At 32.0% G+C, this 20,654-nt stretch carries 22 protein-coding genes and 1 pseudogene; 6 read left to right on the top strand and 17 right to left on the bottom strand.

Features of this window, described 5'->3' with window-relative positions; translation table 11 throughout:
- The first annotated feature begins 25 nt into the window (after positions 1–25).
- Together FLAPXU55_RS02925 and FLAPXU55_RS02920 are read left to right on the top strand one after the other, a co-directional pair.
- Positions 26–880 carry a DUF5131 family protein gene (locus tag FLAPXU55_RS02925; protein ID WP_180856488.1) on the top strand — a complete coding sequence of 285 codons (855 nt, stop codon included), beginning with the start codon at positions 26–28 and terminating at the stop codon, positions 878–880.
- 203 nt (positions 881–1,083) lie between these two features.
- Positions 1,084–1,500, top strand: a complete 417-nt coding sequence (locus tag FLAPXU55_RS02920; protein ID WP_180856487.1) for a hypothetical protein — start codon at positions 1,084–1,086, stop codon at positions 1,498–1,500.
- A 133-nt stretch (positions 1,501–1,633) separates the two neighbouring features.
- On the opposite strand, the gene FLAPXU55_RS02915 is transcribed toward FLAPXU55_RS02920, so the two are convergent.
- Complete coding sequence (locus FLAPXU55_RS02915; RefSeq protein WP_180856486.1) at positions 1,634–2,368, bottom strand: hypothetical protein; 735 nt, start codon at positions 2,366–2,368, stop codon at positions 1,634–1,636.
- A 384-nt stretch (positions 2,369–2,752) separates the two neighbouring features.
- Here FLAPXU55_RS02915 and FLAPXU55_RS02910 point away from each other — a divergent pair, with 384 nt between their 5' ends.
- Both FLAPXU55_RS02910 and FLAPXU55_RS02905 read left to right on the top strand, forming a co-directional pair.
- On the top strand, positions 2,753–3,403 hold the full coding sequence (locus tag FLAPXU55_RS02910) for a recombinase family protein (protein ID WP_180856485.1): 651 nt from the start codon (positions 2,753–2,755) through the stop codon (positions 3,401–3,403).
- Positions 3,404–3,591: 188 nt separating this feature from the next.
- Positions 3,592–4,392 (top strand): hypothetical protein, encoded by an 801-nt coding sequence (locus FLAPXU55_RS02905; protein ID WP_180856484.1) that lies wholly within the window; start codon positions 3,592–3,594, stop codon positions 4,390–4,392.
- 131 nt (positions 4,393–4,523) lie between these two features.
- On the opposite strand, the gene FLAPXU55_RS02900 is transcribed toward FLAPXU55_RS02905, so the two are convergent.
- Positions 4,524–5,498 carry a carboxypeptidase-like regulatory domain-containing protein gene (locus tag FLAPXU55_RS02900; RefSeq protein WP_180856483.1) on the bottom strand — a complete coding sequence of 325 codons (975 nt, stop codon included), beginning with the start codon at positions 5,496–5,498 and terminating at the stop codon, positions 4,524–4,526.
- Between the two features lie 154 nt (positions 5,499–5,652).
- Between FLAPXU55_RS02900 and FLAPXU55_RS02895 the strand changes: the two genes are divergently transcribed.
- A complete protein-coding gene (locus FLAPXU55_RS02895) occupies positions 5,653–6,423 on the top strand; it encodes a hypothetical protein (RefSeq protein WP_180856482.1) in 771 nt (256 codons plus the stop codon).
- A gap of 14 nt (positions 6,424–6,437) precedes the next feature.
- Here FLAPXU55_RS02895 and FLAPXU55_RS02890 read toward each other — a convergent pair whose 3' ends face one another.
- Positions 6,438–8,222 carry a recombinase family protein gene (locus FLAPXU55_RS02890; RefSeq protein ID WP_180856481.1) on the bottom strand — a complete coding sequence of 595 codons (1,785 nt, stop codon included), beginning with the start codon at positions 8,220–8,222 and terminating at the stop codon, positions 6,438–6,440.
- A gap of 54 nt (positions 8,223–8,276) precedes the next feature.
- On the opposite strand from FLAPXU55_RS02890, the pseudogene FLAPXU55_RS02885 reads away from it, so the two are divergent.
- Positions 8,277–8,978: pseudogene (locus FLAPXU55_RS02885) on the top strand (YifB family Mg chelatase-like AAA ATPase); the annotation flags it as partial.
- 121 nt (positions 8,979–9,099) lie between these two features.
- On the opposite strand, the gene abc-f reads toward FLAPXU55_RS02885, so the two are convergent.
- The 14 genes from abc-f to FLAPXU55_RS02815 all read right to left on the bottom strand — a co-directional run bounded on the left by abc-f (position 9,100) and on the right by FLAPXU55_RS02815 (position 20,650).
- Positions 9,100–10,689: a ribosomal protection-like ABC-F family protein gene (gene abc-f, locus FLAPXU55_RS02880; RefSeq protein WP_180856480.1), complete on the bottom strand. Its 1,590-nt coding sequence runs from the start codon at positions 10,687–10,689 to the stop codon at positions 9,100–9,102.
- Between the two features lie 151 nt (positions 10,690–10,840).
- On the bottom strand, positions 10,841–11,209 hold the full coding sequence (locus FLAPXU55_RS02875; RefSeq protein WP_053471091.1) for a nuclear transport factor 2 family protein: 369 nt from the start codon (positions 11,207–11,209) through the stop codon (positions 10,841–10,843).
- 40 nt (positions 11,210–11,249) lie between these two features.
- Positions 11,250–12,074, bottom strand: coding sequence for a hypothetical protein (locus tag FLAPXU55_RS02870; RefSeq protein WP_180856479.1), 825 nt, complete (start codon positions 12,072–12,074; stop codon positions 11,250–11,252).
- 136 nt (positions 12,075–12,210) lie between these two features.
- Entirely contained in the window at positions 12,211–12,903 is a 693-nt protein-coding gene (locus FLAPXU55_RS02865; protein ID WP_180856478.1) for a GNAT family N-acetyltransferase, read from the bottom strand.
- A 1-nt stretch (position 12,904) separates the two neighbouring features.
- Positions 12,905–13,774 (bottom strand): alpha/beta hydrolase, encoded by an 870-nt coding sequence (locus tag FLAPXU55_RS02860; protein ID WP_180856477.1) that lies wholly within the window; start codon positions 13,772–13,774, stop codon positions 12,905–12,907.
- 83 nt (positions 13,775–13,857) lie between these two features.
- Positions 13,858–14,361 carry an SRPBCC family protein gene (locus tag FLAPXU55_RS02855; RefSeq protein WP_053471087.1) on the bottom strand — a complete coding sequence of 168 codons (504 nt, stop codon included), beginning with the start codon at positions 14,359–14,361 and terminating at the stop codon, positions 13,858–13,860.
- Positions 14,362–14,404: 43 nt separating this feature from the next.
- A complete protein-coding gene (locus FLAPXU55_RS02850) occupies positions 14,405–14,905 on the bottom strand; it encodes an SRPBCC family protein (RefSeq protein WP_180856476.1) in 501 nt (166 codons plus the stop codon).
- A complete protein-coding gene (locus tag FLAPXU55_RS02845; RefSeq protein ID WP_053471085.1) occupies positions 14,895–15,221 on the bottom strand; it encodes an ArsR/SmtB family transcription factor in 327 nt (108 codons plus the stop codon). The genes FLAPXU55_RS02850 and FLAPXU55_RS02845 overlap by 11 nt, the downstream gene beginning before the upstream one ends.
- Before the next feature lie 142 nt (positions 15,222–15,363).
- Positions 15,364–16,551 (bottom strand): hypothetical protein, encoded by a 1,188-nt coding sequence (locus FLAPXU55_RS02840; RefSeq protein WP_180856475.1) that lies wholly within the window; start codon positions 16,549–16,551, stop codon positions 15,364–15,366.
- A gap of 235 nt (positions 16,552–16,786) precedes the next feature.
- The gene (locus tag FLAPXU55_RS02835) at positions 16,787–17,275 is read right to left on the bottom strand and encodes a YegJ family protein (RefSeq protein WP_180856474.1); all 489 of its coding nucleotides are present in this window, start codon (positions 17,273–17,275) and stop codon (positions 16,787–16,789) included.
- A gap of 17 nt (positions 17,276–17,292) precedes the next feature.
- On the bottom strand, positions 17,293–17,760 hold the full coding sequence (locus tag FLAPXU55_RS02830; protein WP_180856473.1) for a DUF1572 family protein: 468 nt from the start codon (positions 17,758–17,760) through the stop codon (positions 17,293–17,295).
- A gap of 118 nt (positions 17,761–17,878) precedes the next feature.
- On the bottom strand, positions 17,879–19,039 hold the full coding sequence (locus FLAPXU55_RS02825; protein ID WP_180856472.1) for a DUF1624 domain-containing protein: 1,161 nt from the start codon (positions 19,037–19,039) through the stop codon (positions 17,879–17,881).
- A 153-nt stretch (positions 19,040–19,192) separates the two neighbouring features.
- Entirely contained in the window at positions 19,193–19,648 is a 456-nt protein-coding gene (locus tag FLAPXU55_RS02820; RefSeq protein ID WP_180856471.1) for a hypothetical protein, read from the bottom strand.
- A 48-nt stretch (positions 19,649–19,696) separates the two neighbouring features.
- Positions 19,697–20,650 (bottom strand): hypothetical protein, encoded by a 954-nt coding sequence (locus tag FLAPXU55_RS02815; protein ID WP_180856470.1) that lies wholly within the window; start codon positions 20,648–20,650, stop codon positions 19,697–19,699.
- Positions 20,651–20,654: the final 4 nt, after the last annotated feature.

The raw sequence follows: 20,654 nt of genomic DNA, 5'->3' as shown, positions 1-20,654 counted from the left end.
AGTATTATTAATTAAAATTAGATAAATGGCAGAAAACAGTAAGATTGAGTGGACAAACCACACTGCAAACCTTTGGTGGGGATGCACAGAAGTACACGAAGGGTGTACAAATTGCTATGCGGGTAAAATCGCAAAGCGAGTAGGTAGCGACGTTTGGGGAAATGATAAACCTAGACGAATGATTAAAAGCGTTTGGACTGAATTTGAGAGATTTCAGAAAGAAGCTGAAAAGAAAAACGAAATACATAAAGTTTTCGTTGGGTCAATGATGGATATTTTCGAAAAATCGATGTCATTGGTAGACCACAAAGGCAATCCTTATGTGGAAGGTGAGGCAGAATTTTGGAATACAGGTCAGTTAAGAGATAAGTTCTTTAATGAAGTTGTTCCTAATTCGCCAAACTTGATGTTCTTGTTATTGACCAAAAGACCGTCAAACATCAATAAGTACATTCCTGAGAACTGGAAGCAGAATCCACCGAAAAATGTAATGTTTGGAACGTCACCAGTAAATCAGGAAACTGCTGATAAGCTGATTGTTCAATTATCAAAGGTAAATGGTCAGAGATTTTTGTCTGTTGAACCTCAATTGGATAAAGTCGATTTAATGACAAAAGTTAATGATGGGACAGATAGAGTGTTGCTTGATTTGGTGGACTGGGTAATCTGTGGAGGTGAGAGCGGAAATAAGAGAAGAACGTTTAATACAGACTGGGGCAGAATTTTGCGAGACGACTGTAAAACAAAAGGAGTTCCATATTTCTTTAAACAGATTGACAAAGTATTGCCGATTCCTGACGATTTAATGATTCGAGAATTTCCGAAAAGTTTTGAAGTTCAAGAAACCGATGAATCAGAACAGGTTAGATTAGCAAGCTAATGCATTAACCAAAACGAAAATGAACCATCTCAAGACTTAATAGAAAAGCAAGCCAGGCAATTAATTAGTATTAATTAAAAATTATTGAGTATGACAGAAAACCCAAAAGAAGATGAAATAAGTCAAGCGAATAAAAAACTACATCAACGATTAAATTTTATTACATTCGTCATTCTAAACCAAGATAATAAATAAAAATTAAGATGAGTGAATTTGCAGGGCTTTTCAAAGATTTAAACAGTAATGTTAAATCGACACTAGTTTCATTGGCGATAGTGGTTAGTTTTTGGGTGATTCCTTTTATGTTATTTAAGCCTGATTTTTTTGTTTTCCCTGTTTATGCTCAGTTAGCTTTAATTTTTGCTTTAGGATTTATTTGGCACATTTCGACATTCTTTGCCTCGCTACATCTTATGGAAGTAATCCTACCTGAAGAAACGAATCCCACACCATTACTAACTATATTTTCTATAATCTTGCTTAATATATCAATTTTAATCAGTTATTACTATTCAGTAAGTTTTACTTGTTTTTTACGCTATGCATACGGAGTACTGGGAGTTTTTTTTGTAGTTCAGTTTTTATTGAAAGTAATAGTTGATTATCGGAAAAATGACTAACCCTAAAAACGTTTAAGAAAGTTACAGTTAAAAACAGAAGGCAATTTCAACTCGCTGCAACCAACGGGTGAAACGGAGCGGAGATTATTGAATGATTAATGCCTAATTGGTGCAATAAAAAGTAGAAACTTACTCATCCAAGTAAAGACGTGCTTTTTGTAATATGATTGATAAAAGAAGTTACATTCTCATCATTTATAAGTAATCCTAGTGCGGTATCGGTAACTTTACCTTTAATAACCTCCAGTAAGTTCTTTTTATTTAAAAATAGAATGAGTTCTTTTATATTTTCTATTTCTTCAAAAAGAAGTTCACCAATACCGTCTTGTTTTGTCATTATTTTATCTAATTTTTCATTAAGTTCGGTAATTTCTTTTTTAGAAAAGTAGTCTCTTTCATTTCTAACTTGACCTTCATAAATATACCAGTCTAATAGTTCAATGAACGGTTTAAAGAATTTTTCAAGGAAATAGTCGCAGATTTCACTGTGTTTTGTGCCAGTTCTATCATACCAAATATCAGTGATATCAATGTATTGGTGCGGAAATTTACGCTCAATCTCATAAAGATTTTGAATGGTAAAAAAACCAAATGCTCCTTGGTCTTCTCTTGTTTTAAGAAGTGATTTAATTTGCTTTTTGATGTTGGGTTGCAAACGTACATTTGAACCACTTTTTGGCAAATCAGTATGTATATTAGGAAAATCCTCGTATATTCTTTCTAAAATTCTTCGTGATATCGGTTGGTTATGTAAGAAGTTAAAGAATTGTGTAATTTTTTCTTCATTATACTGGTGGTCACTGAATATTATATCATCACTATATGAAGTTATCTTGCTTTCAAGTTCAACGATACTTAGAGGTCTCATCTGTTAACTGATTTATGATTTGCTAATATAGTAAAATTGTATTCTATTTGTAAGGTAAGTCGGTAATCTTTTTTTTTCTTCACCCAAATATTTACTTTTTTGGCTTTGTAAACTATAATTTCTACAGTTGAAGTAGAGTTTTGATTTGTAAACCGCTTTAAAAAAAAGATTTATAGAATGATGTGCCACAATACGGTGCATTTTTTTATGCTTTTTATGTATGCTATGCAGGATAAATACAAAGCATACAATTTAAATGCCAGTAAAACCGCTGACAATAAGGATTTACAAAGGAAATAATTGTTTGTTTTTTAGGGTAAACCCTAACACGATATAGAAGTTATTTATAACTTTGTTTCAATCCAGTCAACAAATGAAAAAGTTATGATTGCCAAATACATTAGAATCTCAGATAAGAGCCAAAATATAGAGCGACAAGCCAATGATACCGACAAGTTGTATATTGACGTTATAAGTGGTAAAACTAAGTTTACAGACAGACCAAAAGCCCAGCAGTTAATGCAAGATATTGAGGCAAGTTTGGTTACTCAGGTGACGGTGCACGAGGTATCGAGGCTTGGGCGTAATCTGCTGGACATACTCGAAACACTAGAGTATATGACCAGCAAAGGTGTTAATGTCTATGTTCATAATATTGGAATGCATTCATTGATTGATGGTAAAGAATCGGGAGCGTTTAAGATGGTTGTTACAATCTTAGCTAATATCGCAGAGCAGGAACTTAATACACTCAGGGAGCGACAAGCAGAAGGTGTGAGATTGGCTAAGGAGAAAGGTGTTTATAAAGGCAGGGAAGCAGGTAGCAAGTTTACACCAGCTGAGTTGTGCGGTAAGCATCCCGATATTATCAAATACCTTCAACGTAGAGCCAAACAGAAAGGTAAATCTTATAGTGTTCGAGAGATTGCCAGCATCACCAAGAAGAACCCAAGCACAGTTCAAAGAGTATCTAAAGCGTTCCAAGAGTTAGGTGGTAAGTTCTATTATAACAAACTGGTTGACCCGTTCGCTTAACTAGCATACTGAAATCAAAATAAAAAGATAAGTCCTTAGCGGGGCTTATTTTACTTCAAGGAGTTGGTGGTTTCGGTGTTTTTGGGCTTTTTGGAACGCTGACATACACCACACTCACCAAGCAACCAAAAAACATTTTGCATCATTGAAAAAAAATAAAATTGTAGATTAGCTTTTTAAATTTTAGTATGAAAGATAAATTTTTAAGCATTTTAAAATCATCAAGACTTGATTTAACTGATTTAATTGTATGTGCTGATATGGGTACAGAATTAGATAAATCAGTATTTGATTTATGCCCAAAGGATTTTTTGAGGTGGGCAAAAATTGACCTAAAAGGTGGTAATCTGATGGGGCACATTAATAGCTTGACAAATTCCAAAAGGGCAATTGATTGTCAGATTGATAGTGTATTTGAGGCGTTAGGTATAAAGTCAGATAATTTCAACAAAGAATTTGCAGATTATGTTAAATTGTTTGATTTTGAAGATGATAATATACCTATTAAACTTAAAATTATACATAGTATAAATTTAGCACCTAGTTTAATTATTTTTAAAACAAGGTCACTAAGAAACAAGCTCGAACATTTATATCAGCAGCCTAAGGAAGATGAAGTAAAAGAGGCGGTTGATATCGCAGACTTATTTATTAGATGTGTTGATGGTAAAACAGATATGATTAATAGTGAATTTTTCATAACAGATGGAAAAAACTTTGGCAAATCTCGTTGGCACGTAGAAAAAAATCTATACTTTAAATTTGATACTGACTTGAAGAATTTTTCAATTAAAATTAAAAATACCACCTCAGATGACAGTAATTTAGAAGAGGTAATAATTGATTCAAATGATAAAGAATTTATCGCCATACTAAATTTAATGTTTTCAATTAATGATGATTTTGATTGTGAGGATGCAATTGTTAAACTTTTGCAATTTGCGGGTCATAAAATACCATCGGAACAAGTAAATGCACAGATTGGCTAATAGCATTTTAATATCGTACATCTTTCCCGCCAAGTAACCAAAAAAACAATTTGTTTCTCTAACTTATATATTAAATGAATAATTAAAGTAATTAGAAAAAAGCTACAATAATTTTATTGTAGCTTTTTAATTTACTTAAGTGCGATACCAAAAGAAAACAAAGCAGAAGATTTATCTGAGAATGTACCATTAACAAAGAAACCGATTTTCTTTTGTATGGGTATTATTAAGGTTGCTTCATAAGTAACCAAATAATCTCTTCTTTTATCAAAAATTAATTCATATTTGTTAGGGTCAAATAACATCAATGAGGAGCATAAGGTTAATGTTAATTGACCACCTTCTTTGAAACCTGCTAGAGCAAATTCCGTACCTAATGTATTAACATTTTGAACAAAATTTACGGATTCATTTTCAACACCTATATTCTTATATGTAGTAAATCTTGCTACTGAAGTTAGAAATAATTTCGAATTAAATTTCTCGATACCTATATCCCTCCCAAAAAAGCCTCTATTATTATATTCATATCCAAGACCTATTGAAATACCATTAATTGATTGGGCTAGCTTTTCAATTTTAGCTACTTCAGCAGTATCTTTAGTAAATTTAAAATCACCAATATTACCAATAACTGAAAAAGTATTACGTGTAGATTCACTTTCCAACATATTTAAAGAAACAATTGCAGAACCAATAAAATTATCTTCATCAGAATCAGAAACAAAATTGTAACCAATTTTTGCTCCTAGCCAGTAATTGGTAAAAGATACAGTAGAAGCAGATACAACAACTTCTTGCATTTGTGCATCTGAAACTTCCAAATCAATTACTTTTGTTTTTAGTAAATCCTTAACTTGATACGTTTTTGAGTCATAACCTAGATAGTTAATTTTAATTATTTCGCTATCTGTTGTATATGGAATTGTAAACATACCTTCAAAATCAGTGCTAACGGGTTTTTTTTTATCTTTCAGATTGATAACACTTGCACCTGGAATAGCTCTACCTGTTTCATCAACAACTTTACAAGTTAATGTAAGTTCTTGCGAAAACAGATTTTGACAAAAAATAAACACGATTAAAATAAGAAATCTCTTTTTCATAATATTAATTTTTTAGGTTTTTGGTTAATGCTAAATTATGCAAGTAATTCTTGTTAATAATGAGTATAAATACCTGATTTTTATAGTTATTATCCTTTGAGATTTTACATCGTTATTAAAAAACTTATCTTCGGTTATATGTAATTTTAGACTTATGAACATTGAATCCAAATTGCTTGAAATTAGAAAAACTGCTAGGGGACAAGGCAAATATGTAATGAATAAATTGTTTGATGATTACTTGACTGGTCTAATAACAAAAAAGAAAATACCGTCTTGCTCATTTTGCGGAACTGAAAAAAATCTTACCAAGGAACACGTTATTCCAAAATGGGTATTTGAAAGCAATCCAAAAAAGTTTTTTGTCTCAGATGTAAACAAACTAGACCAATCATACATTAAAGCAACTATTCCATTATGTGCTAAATGCAATTCTGAATTGTTTAATTCTATTGAAAGAAAGGTGCAAAAAATTTTATCAGTTGTTGATTTGAAAAAATCGTACTACAGCCCTGATGATTGGTTGACAATAATAAGATGGTTGGAGATTATAGATTTTAAAATACAAGTATGGGACTTACGCAGTGAATTTAAAAAGCACAAAGATTCACACTATATTCCAATGCTTGCTGATTTATCTATTGCATATATGAGAGATTTTTCAGTGCGAACAGTAACTACGCAAACAAGAAAAGCGCTAAAAAGGATTGCGACAAAAGATAAGTCGAAAAGAATTTCACATTTGATTGTTGGCACCACTAAGAATACTTCTTTTCATTATTTCCATACGTCAGGTGATTTCATTTTCCTAGAAATTCCACAGTACAATAAAATATTTTTTTACTTCTATGAAAGAGAATATAAGAATGAAAAGATAGTTAGTAGAGAAGCTATGAAGATTATTGAAAGTGTATATTCGGACTAAAGAAGGTAATTATCTTAACTTTTTTTACTTATTGGATATGTGTTTTCAATGATTATTAAATTTTCAGATGGAATATTTATAATTAAAAAATCATCGATTTCGCCTAATGGGTCATAAACAATTTTTTTCTCTTCAACTTCTAATAGTAATTTAGCTGGATTATTAAGCAAAATATTTCTTCTATATATTGGTCTGTAGTCTATTCCAATAGCTGATATATATTCATATTTCATTGGTCTTGAAATTAATCCTCTAATGTTTAAAAATAATTTAATTGGGTGTCCAATTTCTTTGCCACCATAAGTTATAAAGACGCTTGCGAGAACTGTTTTAGCATCTAACTTGTTTATAATAATCCTCGATATAAATTGATTAAAGAGAGTTTTAAGCTCAGTTCTATTGTCTTTCGCATCGATAAGCATTTGTGTTGTTGTTTGCTTGTCGCTTTGTTTGTCCAATATCTTCTTATTTTGAAATATTTCCTCTTTTAATAAATCAATCTTGGTAGTAAGTTCAAATTCACTTTGATTAATTTCAGACTGTTTTTTTTCAAATGCATTAGAATCGATTTTATCAGCAAGATACAGGTCAAGTAAACGTTTCTTCTCGTTTTCTTTTTTTGCTACATCAGATTGAGCAATTTTTAAATCAATTTCAAGAGTGCTTATTTTTGTTTTTAATTCCTCAAAAATATCAACCTTATTCATTTGTATATAATTAGCTAACCTGCCGCTGCTTATAAACTCTTCATATATTGCAGATTCCAGCAGAGAAATATTAACACCAATATTACCACAATTGCCACCTTTGATAAGTCTTGAAGAACATATATAAACTTTATCGCCACCTTCAACTGGCTTAAATTTTGCAAAGTAATTGCGACCACAACACCCGCAAATTAATAAATCTTTCAGTAAATAAGTATAAGTCGTGAGATAGTTTCGATGTGTTTTTGTTGCTGTAATTTCGTTGCATTCTCTAAAAAGCTGTTCTTCAATTATTGCAGGGGCTGGGTAAAGGTTTCCTTTAAATCTTCGTTGCCCGTAATAGATTGAATTTTTAATTATCTTGTCGATTGCAACGTCTGTCCAAGTTACTTTATCTGCTGTTTTTTCCGTTTTATATTTCATTAACTGGTTACCAAAAGCCTTTTGTGTCCTTGTTGGAACTTCTTTGAAGTTTAAAATATTTGCAATTGCCTTAAATCCGTTTCCTTGCTTGTAAAGGTTGAAAATTTCTTTTATGATTTCTGCTTCTTCATCATCAATTATTAGCTTTTTGTTTTCGTCTTTGGTATATCCGTAAGGCAGGTTTTTAGAACCGCCAGCATTTCCATTGATAACGCTTTGTAGCAATCCCGATTTGCTTCGTTTCTTCATTGTCTTGCTTTCAGAATCTGCAAACTCCATTAATACCTGCAAAATGATATTCATAGTTGAATCACGCTCGCCATTTTCGTCAAGCGTTTGCTTGTTTATTGAAGTAATGAAAATTGGGATTTTCTTATCTGTTAGATTATCTATAAGGCTTCGTGTTGCTCTAGGGTCACGACCAAGGCGTGAAATTTCAGTACAATAGATTTTTGAAAAATAGGTAGCATCATTTTCAATGATTGAAAGTAATTTGCTTAATTGTGGTCGTGCTTCGTTTTCTTTATAACCTGATATTTGTTCGGCAAAGATTTCTATGTTATCTTCGGTATATAGATTTCCAATTGCAGTTTTGCAGTCACTTATTTGGCGTTTATAATCTTGTTTCTCTATAGTCGATACCCTTGCATAAATAGCTACTTTTCCCATTGAGTCAGTTGTTTAGATATACAAATATAGACCACCTATTTTAATAAAACAAGAAATGTTGCTTTAGTTGGTGGCGGAAGTTATCCGCAGCCGGGAGAAATTTCGATGGCGCACAACGGCGTTTTGTTTTTAGATGAATTGCCGGAATTTAAACGAGATGTTTTAGAAGTTATGCGTCAGCCGCTTGAAGATCGTGAAGTTACTATTTCGAGAGCTAAATTTACGGTAACTTATCCGTCATCGTTTATGCTTGTGGCAAGTATGAATCCAAGTCCGAGTGGATTTTTCAACGATCCAAGTATGCCTAATACTTCTTCGCCACACGAAATGCAGCGTTACATGAGTAAAATTTCTGGTCCGCTTTTAGACCGAATCGATATTCATATTGAAGTTACTCCGGTTCCATTTGATAAACTGGCAGACGACCGAAAAGCCGAAAGCAGTGTAGAAATTCGTAAACGTGTAACCGCCGCACGCGAAATCCAGACGATACGTTTTACAGACATAGAAAATATCCATTACAATGCTCAAATGAGTAGTAAATTAATTCGTGAGTTTTGCGCTTTAGACGAAAAATCAAAAGAACTTTTAAAAAATGCCATGGAACGTTTAAACCTTTCTGCAAGAGCGTATGACAGAATTTTAAAAGTTGCCAGAACGATTGCTGATTTAGATAATGCTCCGGTTGTAATTTCGCAGCATATCGCCGAAGCGATTCAATATCGAAGTTTGGATCGTGAGGGATGGCTGGGATAATTGATTTTAGATTGTAAGGCTTTGAGGTGAAAACTTTGTCAAAGTTTCAAACTTTGACAAAGTTCTGCGCAGTCTTGTCATTCCTCGTTCCTCGGAATGACAAACTGTACTTTTAACTCAATCAATTTAACTCAATAAAATCCTCAATATTTATTTCTTCCAAAAAATGAACATCATGCGAAACCACAATTAAAGTCCCTTTGTATTCATTGATGGCAGCCGTCAGGATTTCGATATTCTGAATGTCAAGATTATTTGTTGGTTCATCCAGAATAATAATATCCGGTGCTTGATTATTGATTGTTAAACAACAAAGCATCAAGCGCATTTTTTCTCCTCCGCTTAAAGCGAAACAAGGTTTGTTCCAGTCATTTTGCGAAAACAGAAATTTATTCAGTTTCATTTTTATATCATGTTCCTGTAAACCCGAAACATTAAACTTCTGAGCTTGTTCATAAACCGAAATTTCATTTTCAATAAGTGAATAATCCTGATCAATGTAAATTATTTTAGAATCAGCTTTGTAGACAGTTCCTATTTTGGGTTGTAATTCGCCCATGATTATTTTAATCAAAGTCGTTTTTCCGGAGCCGTTTAAACCTTTCAGCGCCATACGCTGTCCGCTTAAAATTTGAAAATTGAGTGGATTTTTCCATAACAATTGATTTTCGTAACCATGATTAATTTCGGTCGCAGTAAAAAGAATTTTCCCTTTATGAAGATTGGTTTTATCAAAGCCAAATTTCATTTGATCAATATCTGGTAAAGCCGAACGCAATTCCTGTAAATCTTTTGAGATTCCTCCAATTTTTTCTGCATGAACACCTTTCGTTTTTGCTGTGCTGTTTTCGGCATTGTTTCGTAAAGTATTCATCATGATTCTCGAAACTCCGGCTTTCTTTTGCTTTTTTTCGCCGCGGGAATCCAGTTTGTTTTGACGTTCCAACGTTTCGCGTTCTTTTTCTTTTGCTTTGCGTAAAGCTTTTTCTTTACTCTGAATATCCTGACTCAAAGCATTATTTTCAATTTGCTTTTGTTCAGCGTAAAAATCATAATTACCGCCGTAAACCGTAATTCCGTGTTTTGATAATTCGTAAACAGAATTTAGCAAATTCAGTAATTTTCGATCGTGACTTACGATAATCAAAGTTGAAGAAGTGTTTTTTATAAATCCATATAATAATTCTCTTCCCGAAATGTCCAAATGATTACTCGGTTCATCAAGCAAAACCAATTCTGGTTCATGAATTGAAATTCCGGCAAGGAAAACTTTTGTTTTTTGTCCTCCGCTTAACGTTTCTAGTTTCTGATCTAAACTTAAATCTTGTAATTGCCAATATTGCAATGCTTCATTACAGCGATCTTCAATTGTCCAGTCGTCGTTTAAAATGTTGAGATTTTCTTCAGAAACATTTCCGTTAAGAATTTCCTGAAGCGCATTCAACTTATCTTCAACCTGCAAGGCTTGTGCAATTGTAAGATGATTAAATTGCCCAAATATCTGCGGCAGATAATACGGTTTTGAATCTGTTTTTAATAAACCGTCGGCAGGCTGTAATTCGCCGGCAATAATTTTTAATAATGTTGATTTTCCAACGCCGTTATTGCCAATTAAAGCAATCTTTTCATGACGGTTAACTGTAAAAGTAATTGTATCAAACAACAAATCTTTGTTTGAATGTAGGTATAAGATATTCTGTAAAATAACCATAATTTCTTTCTTTAAGGAATAAACAAATGAGCAAGCCGTTTTGTAGCTTACCTTAAAATTGTCCGAAAGAAATTTTTATTCACATAGAGTTTGTGCGGTTTATTAGTGTTGCAAAGATATAAAAAATATTTTTTAAGATTTGAATAGCAGATTATTCAAACTTTAAATTGGCATTTTTTGACATTAAATAGGAGGTAAGCTTTTTAATTTTTCCATTTTCCATTTCAAAAACATCGCAAAAAACGGCATCCAGTTTATTTCCGTTTTTCATGTTTCCCTGAACAGCGCCTTCGGCAATTACGATATCATTTTCTTCAATTAATTTTATAATCTGAATCGTTGGACTGCCTACAAAATTGTCATTTTCAATTTCTTTATCAAATGCTTCTTTTCCCACATGCTGATAAATTCCGGGCATTTCCCAAATTACATCATCAGTAAGGCAAGCAAGAATTCTTTCATGATCGCTTACCATAAAAGCAGCCATGTATTCGTTTACGGTTTGTTTATTTGGTGTCATGATTAAAATTTTAAACTAAATTAATAATTTTTCAATCGTATTATTTGATCTTTATTTGCCCGTTTGATTCATAAGTAAAAACCCAGATTCTGCTGCTTTCATAGCTCAAAGCAGCATCATAGTATTTGGTTTCTGTATATTTTCTGTAATTATTTTTTGAAAGAGAACGATAGAAACATTCTTCTAATAATTGTAATTTTCTGAAAGGATTTGTTGAGTTGTCATAATCTTCAAAAGTTCTGATGATTTTTTCTCCCTTACTTACTCCATTATGCAATTCAAGATATTCGGTTTTTGTCAAATTACCAGTTGCATCATAATAAAAATTCTCCTCATAAGATCTAACATAATCATTTGGATCTGAAGCATCATAAGGGACATTAGGATAAGTTGTAGTTATTTTTACAAGCTTATTTTCGCTATATGTAAAAATCTGTTTTTTAGCCAAATAAGGACTGGATGTATTTGGAATTTCTTTCGCAATAATTTGATTTGCAGAACTTAAAGTAATTAGTTTGGTGTTTTTCCCTACTTGAAAATCTGGAGAACTCGAAAAATCTTCGATAGTTACCGTATTGTTTGAATAAACGAAAGAAGTATAAACATCTTTTGTGTACACTCTGTTGTAACCAGTTGAACCTGCAACAGCAAAAAAGCCACCATTTTTTTTCGTAAGTTTTTGGTTTGAATCATATTCTAAAGTAAACTTCATTACTCCCGGATTAACAGGTACAAAGTCAGAGTAAAATAAATCTGGGTTTATTTCTTTAAGTAAAGATTCATTATCTGGATTATTTACAGGTTCATCATCATTAGAGCAAGAAATTATAAACAATGCAAGAAATAAAAATTTAAGTAGTTTCATTTGTTTCAAAATTGTGGTTTTTGGTAATGTTTAATTTTGGATAAATATAGAACTTTTTAATAATCTGCTATTTCTTTTTAAGTGAAATTTCTTATTATTTTTTAGACTTTAATCTGTTCTTAAATGAAAGTAAATTTTAGATTTTTTTAGAAATATTCCAAAAACTCATTTTTCTTCGGGTAACAAAACCTAATTTTTCATAGAGTTTTACAGCTCCAATATTACTTTCAACAACATGCAAAAACGGAATTTTACCTTCATCAAAAATATTGTTTACAACATGCGAAGTCAGCTGTTTAGCGTAACCTTTTCCGGTGTGATCCGGATGCGTAATAATGGCGCTGACTTCTGTAAAATTGTTCATTTTCATGCGTTCACCAGCAATTGCAGCTAATTTTCCATCATTGAAAATTCCGTAATAATTACCTAATAAAGATGTTTTGGTTTTAAAATATCCAGGCTGAACTAAATTTACTAAATCAAATAATTCTGCTGAATGCTCTTCAGTCAGTTTAATAATTTCATTATCAAAAGTTATTTGAATTTTTTGATGGATAATCATTTGAAGACAAACTAGTTCTTTTACCAATTTTAATTTTAAAGTGTCAGCTATTTTAGGTTTTTCGCCAACAATAAAGAAATTTTCACATAACGAAGCATATTTTTCTGCTGATTCTAAAGTGCTCTCAAGGTCTAAAAATCCTCCAAACGGACAATAATCCGGATTATAAAATTTGGTTCCGTTATAGTCAAAAGCAAATTTAGCATGGCTTTCAGACAACGAATTCCAAACGGGATTATCTAATTTATTTTCTTCTGTATTGTTCATTTTATTCTTTGCTTTGCGGGTAAAAGAATTTAAAAGAATTCGAAACTGCCGGATGTAAAATCGTACCGTGATTCTCTGCAGGGAAATAGTCAAAATAACTTTTGATGTTTTTGTTTTTTGATGCCTTTATTTTTTCGGCCAATAAATTAGCATCAACTTCCATAACTCTCGGCATTTGGGTTGGCGCAAGTCCTTCTTTACCTACAGCAATATAAATCTCTATTTGCTGATTGAAGTTTTCCTGAAAAATTTCAGAATCCAGATTTAAAATAGAACCATTATCCCACCATAAACTCGGGCTTACTATTACATATTTATTAAAAAGAGATGGTTTTTTAAATAAGATTTCGGTTTCCAGCAATCCGCCTAAAGATTGACCGATAATTGTTTTAGAATTGTTTGTTTTGTATTTTTTATCAATAAAAGGCTGTAATTCTTTTTCGATAAAAGCAATAAATTTATCTGAATGTCCGGTTGTTGGAAATCGGCTTTTATCCTTTTCAACAGTTGTTGGGAAAGTAAAATCCCTTCTTCTGTCGACAGTTGCAATACCCACGACAATCGATTTTGGAACCTGATTGATCCATTCAAAACTATTAAACTGCACTAAACCCGAAATATGAATAAAATCTTCATTGGCAGAACCGTCTAATAAATAAATCACGGGATATTTTTCCTGATCTTTAGGATTATAACCTTCAGGAAGATAAATGTTTAGAATTCTATTTTCGCCTAATTCTTTAGATTGAATTTCATCTATAACACCTAAAACAAAAGGTTTAGTCGTTTCTGTAGTTTTAGATTTACTGTTTTGGCCGAAAATTAGAGTTGAAGAAAGAAGTAAAAAAGTGAGGATAAAAAACTTGTTCATTATGGAAGTAAAAATGATTTAAAAGACGAAAGTTACAATTTTTATTTTTTGCAGCTTTCGTCTTTCATACCATTTGAACAGATTTATTTTGCTTTCTCTGCAAAAATTTTGTCTAACCCTTCCATTGCAATGGTAAATCCTTCTTTGAAACCCATTTCGATGATTTTCTCCAAATCAGATAAATTTTCATGTTTGATGGCAATATCAACAATAGTTGAATTTCCTTCTTCAGAAAAATTTACATTCCAGTTTGATCTCGGAAAATCAGTATTTAAGTTTCCTTCGCTGTCGCTAAAAGCGTCCAGATATTTAAAATTAGTTTTCGGAGAAATCGAAGTAAAATCGGCAATTGCCCAATGTTCTTCGCCTTGCGGGCCAACCATAGCATATATTCTGCGTCCGCCTTCTTTAAAATCCATACTTTTAGTTTTAGATTTCCACGGAGCCGGTGCCCACCATTGATCTAAAATTTCAGGTTCTGTCCATGCAGACCAAACGTTTGCTAATGATGCGTCAAACTCACGTTTTACATTTACAGTACTATTTTCTTTGTCTACAGTAAAATTCATTAAAAGATTTGATTTCATAATTCTCTAGATTTTAAATTCATTCTTACTTATTGAAACTATTTTATTTTCGTGCTTCAAAGATTTTATCCAGACTTTGCATAGTAGCTGTAATACCTTCTTTGAAACCCATTTCGATTATTTTTTCTAATTCTTCAAAGCTGTCTCGGTTAATTGCAATATCAACAACTGTCAAATCGCCTTGCTCAGAAAATGTTAAATCCCAATATGAACTTCCAAAAGCTGAATTTGGATTTCCTTCGGCATCGCAAAAAGTGGTAGCATGTTTAAAGTTTGTTTTTGGAGAAATCGAACTATATTCAAAAATACTCCAGCGTTCATAACCTTCCGGACCAACCATGGCGTATAATCTTTTTCCACCTTCTTTAAAATCCATAATTGTTGTTTTAGATTTATACGGCGCCGGTGCCCACCATTGGTCTAAAATTTCAGCTTCTGTCCAGGCAGACCAAACATCTGAAAGCGATGCATCGAATTCACGTTTTATATTTACGGTTTTATTTTCTTTATCAACTTCAAAATTCATTACTAGATTAGATTTCATTTTTTTTAGATTTTAGATTAATTAATACTTGATCTAATTGACTAAATCGGCTTTCCCAAATCTTTTTGAATTGTTCCAGCCATTGATCAACTTCTTTCATTTTTTCAATTTTGAGCTGATAATAAATTTCTCTGCCCACTTTTTTTTCGTCGAGTAATTCACATTCATTTAAAATTTTAATGTGTTTCGAAACCGCTTGTCTTGTCGTATTAAATTGATCTGCAATAGCATTTGGTGTTAATGCATTGGCAGAAACCAAAACTAAAATTGCTCTTCGTGTAGGATCGGCAATGGCCTGAAATATATCTCGTTTCATTTTAAATATAATTTACGCAACTAATCAGTTGCAAATATAGGCAACTTTTTGGTTGCGCAATTATTTTTTTGCAATTTTTTTAATGTGAAAGATTTATAAAAGAAAAAAGACGCATAAAATGCGCCTTTTGTGTAGTAGTAAATTATCCTCTAAATTTATTTCGAACAATAATATCTTTTAGTCTTGCTTTTAGATCTTCGCCCGTATCATAAACCATTTGTTCGTTATTCGGGAACGGAACGGCACGTTTATTAAAATAGGAAACGTAGTTGTCGTCGCAGGCATTTCGGTCGCCTTTGTAAGTCGAATAAATATTCTCAAAAATAAACTCACTGCTTACGGGGAAAGTCTGCAGTAACTGATTCGTTTTTAAATCAACATAATCTACTTTTGCCGTTACCTGACAAGATTTAAATTGCCTGAATTCGTAAATATTAGCCCGAAGCGTTCTGTAATTATCTACTTTTATTTCTTTTCCTAAACTGTCTTTTACAGGTCTTCCGCGGCTGTCAAGAAGTGTTTTTACACCGTCCTTAATTTGTCTTTCTTTAATGAATTCCTTCTCTTTAATCTGCTCTGGCGAAATAAAAATCTCCTTAAAACTGATGATTAAACTGTAATCATAATTTACATTTTTTTGTCTCGCATTGTGGTAAACCGTCCATTTGTCGTTAAGTCCGTATGTTTTAAAATCCAGTAAATCATCCTGAAGCAGTTTCGGAATCACCATATTGGTTTCGTTTTTTGCATAAACATCCACAAAATCAGTTCCTTTAAACTGAGCGTCGTCCATCAGTTTTTTGGTGTTTTTGTAATTCGGATTTATGCTTTCCAAATAGAAAAAATCATCATATGCTTTTCTAAAATCCAGTTTATTTTTTGATTTTAAAAGTGCCGAAGCATTTTCGTATAAATATTTTGAAAGCGCATTTCTGCTGCTCACAATTTGATCTGAATAATTATCAAACGGAAAACTGGCATTTTTTCCTTGTTTCAATAAACGAAGAGGTAATAAAGGACGAATTTTTTCCTGACGGTTATTTAACTGTAAATAAGTATTGTAAATACGTTCTGCATTTGCCGGATTGGCTTCTTTTGACATCATATCAAGATCACGCAAATCTCTGTCTTTTGCCTTTGCATACGCTTCTTCAAGCAAATACACATAATCTTGTTTTCCTTTAGAATCTTTATTGGTTCTCAAGGCTTCTACAGCGCGATCAATTGCGCCGTCGTAATTACCATCGCTTATTAAAGCTTGGGTTGTTTTAACGCCGCATGAAGAAAAGGCTAAAAATAATATAGAAAATAAAAAAGTAATTTTTTGCATGATATTCATTTTGAAGGTGTAAATATATCTTTTTTAACTTTCAACAACTATGCCTTTTTTAAATTTTTTAGGAGCAGGGAATTTCGTTTTTCATCATAACCTTTTCTCCCGCTTTCGCCTTTATCTCTCCATTTCATTGCGAGGATATCGGCTCTATCGGGGCTAAGCCAAAACAATAGTTTTTCATAAGAAATGAAGTAAAGTATTTTAATCGATAATCAATACTTACTTAAATTTAATCGATTTGCATACCACTTTCAGCATCAAATTGTTTGCGTTCTTCATCGGTCATTCTATTTCGTAAAACTTTTATGGTATAACCACCAAATAGTTTTCCGTTTTCGAGATACATCCAATCACTAATTTTCGAAGAATCAATATCTATTTTGTCACCGGCTTTGTATTCTGTAACGAACTCCGGGTCGTTGTTTAAAATTCCTGAATACTTACCATTATTAAATTCAACATTACCAACCCACATATGTTCGGTTCCGTTTGAATCTGTAAACGCAACTTTTAAAGCCTGACTTTGTGCTTTAGGATTTGATAATCCAATATTAAAATCATTCAAGGTTTGATTGGCTTTTTCAATTGCAGCATTCATTTCTTTATCTTCACTTTCGACGCCATAAATTGCAGGTTCATTTTCTCTTTCAATTTTATTTGATTCTTTACAGCTTACCAAACAAAGAATGGTTATTAAGACTAATAGTTTTGTTTTCATTTTTATGTTTTTTAATTTTATTCTGTCAATAATTTCCTGATCAAAACAATCTGTCCTAAATGGTAATAACTATGTTCAATCATGGCTTCGATATTTCTTTTGTAGGTTCCGTATTTTTCATCTACAAAAACCTGATCTAATTTTTCGTCGGGCATTTGTTCTGTAAAAGAAGCAAATTCTTCGGCAGCATTCCAGAATTTATTTAAAAAGGTCTGCCAATCTTCCTGCGAAGTAATGGGAGGGAAGTCAAAACTAAATTTGTCTTTTATATCCAGCGGCCCGCCTTTAAAAACATTATTAATTCCGTTGATGTAATAATGAATGTGCTGCGCCAAAATTGAAATGGTATTGAGGTTTTTTACAGGAGTTACAGCAATTTTCCAGTCTAAATTTTCGAGCTGGTGTTTGTAATTGGTATTGGCAATCCAGGTTCCGTTTAAAATAGTTTCTCTAAAACGATTGGCAATTTCTACAGTGTTTTTCATATTTCAATATTTTAGAATCTATAATAAGAATTGATTTATTCCTGCTGAACCCATTCGTATTTACCGTTGTTTTTTTGAGTTCTTAAGTCCTTTAAGATGTTATTTTTTCATTAATTATTTAAATATATTTCAGCCACCAAAAAATATTTTCGGCCTTATATTTTCCAAACCATTGACTAGGTTTGTAAAGCAATCCAACAACAAAAATCCAAATCAAATAAATAGCCCAAAGTGGTAAGCCGCTTTCTACGCCTTTAGGTCTTCCGAAAGTTCCAGAAGCAAATTCAAATTGTGACCAATCAAACCCTTGTATAATAAGCATGCCTAAGGTTAAAATATGAATAACATAAAAATGAATGACAAAATAAAATAAAGGTACTTTTCCGTAAACTAAAGTTACCTTTTTAACTTTGCTGTGAAATTGATCTGCAAAAGCAAGAAGTAAAAAAGTAATGCCCAAAGTAACCAAACAGAATAGGAGTGAAGGCGGATATTTGGTCACATTAATAAAAGACAAAAATGTAAAAACAGCATTTTTTTGTATTGTCCATAAAGCGGGGTCGCCATAAATATTTATAAAGCGAATTATTGTAAATAGGACTAAAGTACTTAAACCAATTTTTGTGAATAGTTTTTTCCTTTTCTCTTCTGCCAATTCAAAGAATTTTCCTGTTGCAAAACCAACAAGCATAATTCCAAGCCAAGGAATCGGCGGATATCCCATGATGAAAGCTCTTCCTGAAAACGGAAACACAACCGGACTAAAAAAAGGTGCTAAAACAGTTTTTATAACTGAATTTTCTGCAAATGGAATAAGCGGTAAAACATTGTGAAAAACGAGAATCAGCAATCCTATTATTCCAAGTGTTTTAGAGCGGATTTTGAGTAATAAACTTAAAGCTATAAACCCAAAACCTATTGCAGCTATTACTTCAAATAAAAGTGTGTGAAAACCAATATCGAAGAACAATCCAAAATTGACGATTGTAAATTCAAGCAGAATGAGCCAAATACCTCTTTTTAATAAAAGCTGTCTGGTTTCGGTAAAATTATTTGTGTTTTGAAGTGAAAGATAAACCGAAGTTCCTGCCAGGAAAACAAAAGTGGGTGCGCATAAATGTGTAATAAAACGGGTAAAAAATAATAAAGTTGAAGTAGTCGCTAAATCGGTGGGACTTTGCGTGATCGAATTGATATGCATCAAATCACGCACATGATCAAGAGCCATAATAATCATTACAATTCCGCGAACAATGTCGATTGATGGATGTCGTTTCATGATTTTGATTTTTAAATACTTAAAAGTAAATCTAATGATTTTTTGTAAAAGTATTCCCGATAAAAAATAATCGAAATTTAAGGCATCATAAATTTTTATTTTCGGGCTCTAAAGCAATTAAAATTGCCCATTTAGAATAACTCAGGTTAGGTTTTATATCTTATTCAAAATCGCCTCTATTTTGGCTTCAGATTTTTCTTTGATTGGACTGTCGGGATGAAAACTCCAAATGATTAGAAATTTTCCTTTTGCCAGATATTCTTCCGGATGTTCATCTGTTGGCTGACCGTCTTTTCCCCATAATAATCCCTGCAGAAATCGGTCGCCTTTAAAAACGTGATCAAATTCAAAATACATGATAGATCCGCTGTCTGCTCTGTTTTTAAAACTTTGTATTTGTTTGCTTTTTACAGTTCCAACAATGTTGCTGTAGGTTTCGATATCTGTATAAAAATTACAAGCCTGCGGAGTAACACAAATCTGACCGTCGTTAGGTGCGTAGCCTTTTGGAATTTCTTTGGCTTTTAGTTTTAAATCTGCGAGAGTTTGGCTGAATAGGTTTGCCGTAAATAATAAGAATAATGTCGATAGGGGAATCGTAATTTTCATAGGTTTTTGGTTTAGGTTAAGTTTTTATAGTTTTAATTTGATATTAATTTAGGAGTTTATAAAGTTCAGAATAATATCATAAACACTATTCCAATTAATAAGCAGTCCAATTGAAAATGAAATTACATTACAAATTATAGAAACTAAAATCGCTTTTTTATAATCTACTTTTAGTAATTTATAAATTATAACTGATTCAATTATGATTGCAAAACATTCGCTAAATACGATATAAGGAAATCTTGATGTTATAAAGGCCGGAAAAACAAACCAAACATAAGGCAAAGTTGAAAATGAAGTTATGAATCCTGTAATTAATAACAGCTTATTTGTTATGCTTAGTTTCTTGTATTTGGTTTTAAATAGAAGAAATAAAATAAGAGTTTCGATGAAAATGGTAACCAGCAATGCAAGTAAAAAATGAAATATTTTAGTGTTTGCATAAATTTCAATTACTCTGTCATCATTTTTAAAAGGATAAACATCACTTTTGCTTTGTTCTTCATAAGCATATTCTTTTACCGAAAACGGTTCTCCATTACTATATTCAAATAATTCTTTGCATTTATATAATATAATTCTTGTCTTGGTAAGTTTTACAATTTTATACTGTTCTTCGAGAAAAGACATAGGGTCGTCATTATCAGTGTATCCGCCCTCGCTGCCGATAGAAATATTAGCTTTCAGAACATTTTTATCCTCTAACCAATTAAGATTATCTAAATTTTTATTTAAAAGATAACTTTTCTTGGCAGCCACGATATAAAACATGTTGAATTTATATCCTTTGTGAATACAATCTTTAGAATTTATAATATACGATTCAGTAGAGTGGTCTCCTGATACTTGCTTTATATAGCCAATAAAAGAATAATCCGGAAACTCATCTATGTTTATTATTTTGACGCATTTTCCATAATAATGTGTATTTTCGGGAACAACATCGCAGTAAGATGTTTGGAAAAAGAATAAAAAGAGTACTAAGAAAAGTAGGTTTTTCATATTT

This window comes from Flavobacterium panici, from assembly GCF_903819335.1.
Lineage (GTDB): Bacteria > Bacteroidota > Bacteroidia > Flavobacteriales > Flavobacteriaceae > Flavobacterium > Flavobacterium panici.
The sequence above is the reverse complement of the archived record's forward strand: the minus strand, read 5'-3'. Positions and strand labels throughout refer to the sequence as shown.

Coding starts and splice junctions, on each gene's coding strand:
- FLAPXU55_RS02925 (WP_180856488.1), top strand. CDS start 26: ATGGCAGAAAACAGTAAGATTGAGTGGACAAACCACACTGCAAACCTT.
- FLAPXU55_RS02920 (WP_180856487.1), top strand. CDS start 1,084: ATGAGTGAATTTGCAGGGCTTTTCAAAGATTTAAACAGTAATGTTAAA.
- FLAPXU55_RS02915 (WP_180856486.1), bottom strand. CDS start 2,368: ATGAGACCTCTAAGTATCGTTGAACTTGAAAGCAAGATAACTTCATAT.
- FLAPXU55_RS02910 (WP_180856485.1), top strand. CDS start 2,753: ATGATTGCCAAATACATTAGAATCTCAGATAAGAGCCAAAATATAGAG.
- FLAPXU55_RS02905 (WP_180856484.1), top strand. CDS start 3,592: ATGAAAGATAAATTTTTAAGCATTTTAAAATCATCAAGACTTGATTTA.
- FLAPXU55_RS02900 (WP_180856483.1), bottom strand. CDS start 5,498: ATGAAAAAGAGATTTCTTATTTTAATCGTGTTTATTTTTTGTCAAAAT.
- FLAPXU55_RS02895 (WP_180856482.1), top strand. CDS start 5,653: ATGAACATTGAATCCAAATTGCTTGAAATTAGAAAAACTGCTAGGGGA.
- FLAPXU55_RS02890 (WP_180856481.1), bottom strand. CDS start 8,222: ATGGGAAAAGTAGCTATTTATGCAAGGGTATCGACTATAGAGAAACAA.
- abc-f (WP_180856480.1), bottom strand. CDS start 10,689: ATGGTTATTTTACAGAATATCTTATACCTACATTCAAACAAAGATTTG.
- FLAPXU55_RS02875 (WP_053471091.1), bottom strand. CDS start 11,209: ATGACACCAAATAAACAAACCGTAAACGAATACATGGCTGCTTTTATG.
- FLAPXU55_RS02870 (WP_180856479.1), bottom strand. CDS start 12,074: ATGAAACTACTTAAATTTTTATTTCTTGCATTGTTTATAATTTCTTGC.
- FLAPXU55_RS02865 (WP_180856478.1), bottom strand. CDS start 12,903: ATGAACAATACAGAAGAAAATAAATTAGATAATCCCGTTTGGAATTCG.
- FLAPXU55_RS02860 (WP_180856477.1), bottom strand. CDS start 13,774: ATGAACAAGTTTTTTATCCTCACTTTTTTACTTCTTTCTTCAACTCTA.
- FLAPXU55_RS02855 (WP_053471087.1), bottom strand. CDS start 14,361: ATGAAATCAAATCTTTTAATGAATTTTACTGTAGACAAAGAAAATAGT.
- FLAPXU55_RS02850 (WP_180856476.1), bottom strand. CDS start 14,905: ATGAAATCTAATCTAGTAATGAATTTTGAAGTTGATAAAGAAAATAAA.
- FLAPXU55_RS02845 (WP_053471085.1), bottom strand. CDS start 15,221: ATGAAACGAGATATATTTCAGGCCATTGCCGATCCTACACGAAGAGCA.
- FLAPXU55_RS02840 (WP_180856475.1), bottom strand. CDS start 16,551: ATGCAAAAAATTACTTTTTTATTTTCTATATTATTTTTAGCCTTTTCT.
- FLAPXU55_RS02835 (WP_180856474.1), bottom strand. CDS start 17,275: ATGAAAACAAAACTATTAGTCTTAATAACCATTCTTTGTTTGGTAAGC.
- FLAPXU55_RS02830 (WP_180856473.1), bottom strand. CDS start 17,760: ATGAAAAACACTGTAGAAATTGCCAATCGTTTTAGAGAAACTATTTTA.
- FLAPXU55_RS02825 (WP_180856472.1), bottom strand. CDS start 19,039: ATGAAACGACATCCATCAATCGACATTGTTCGCGGAATTGTAATGATT.
- FLAPXU55_RS02820 (WP_180856471.1), bottom strand. CDS start 19,648: ATGAAAATTACGATTCCCCTATCGACATTATTCTTATTATTTACGGCA.
- FLAPXU55_RS02815 (WP_180856470.1), bottom strand. CDS start 20,650: ATGAAAAACCTACTTTTCTTAGTACTCTTTTTATTCTTTTTCCAAACA.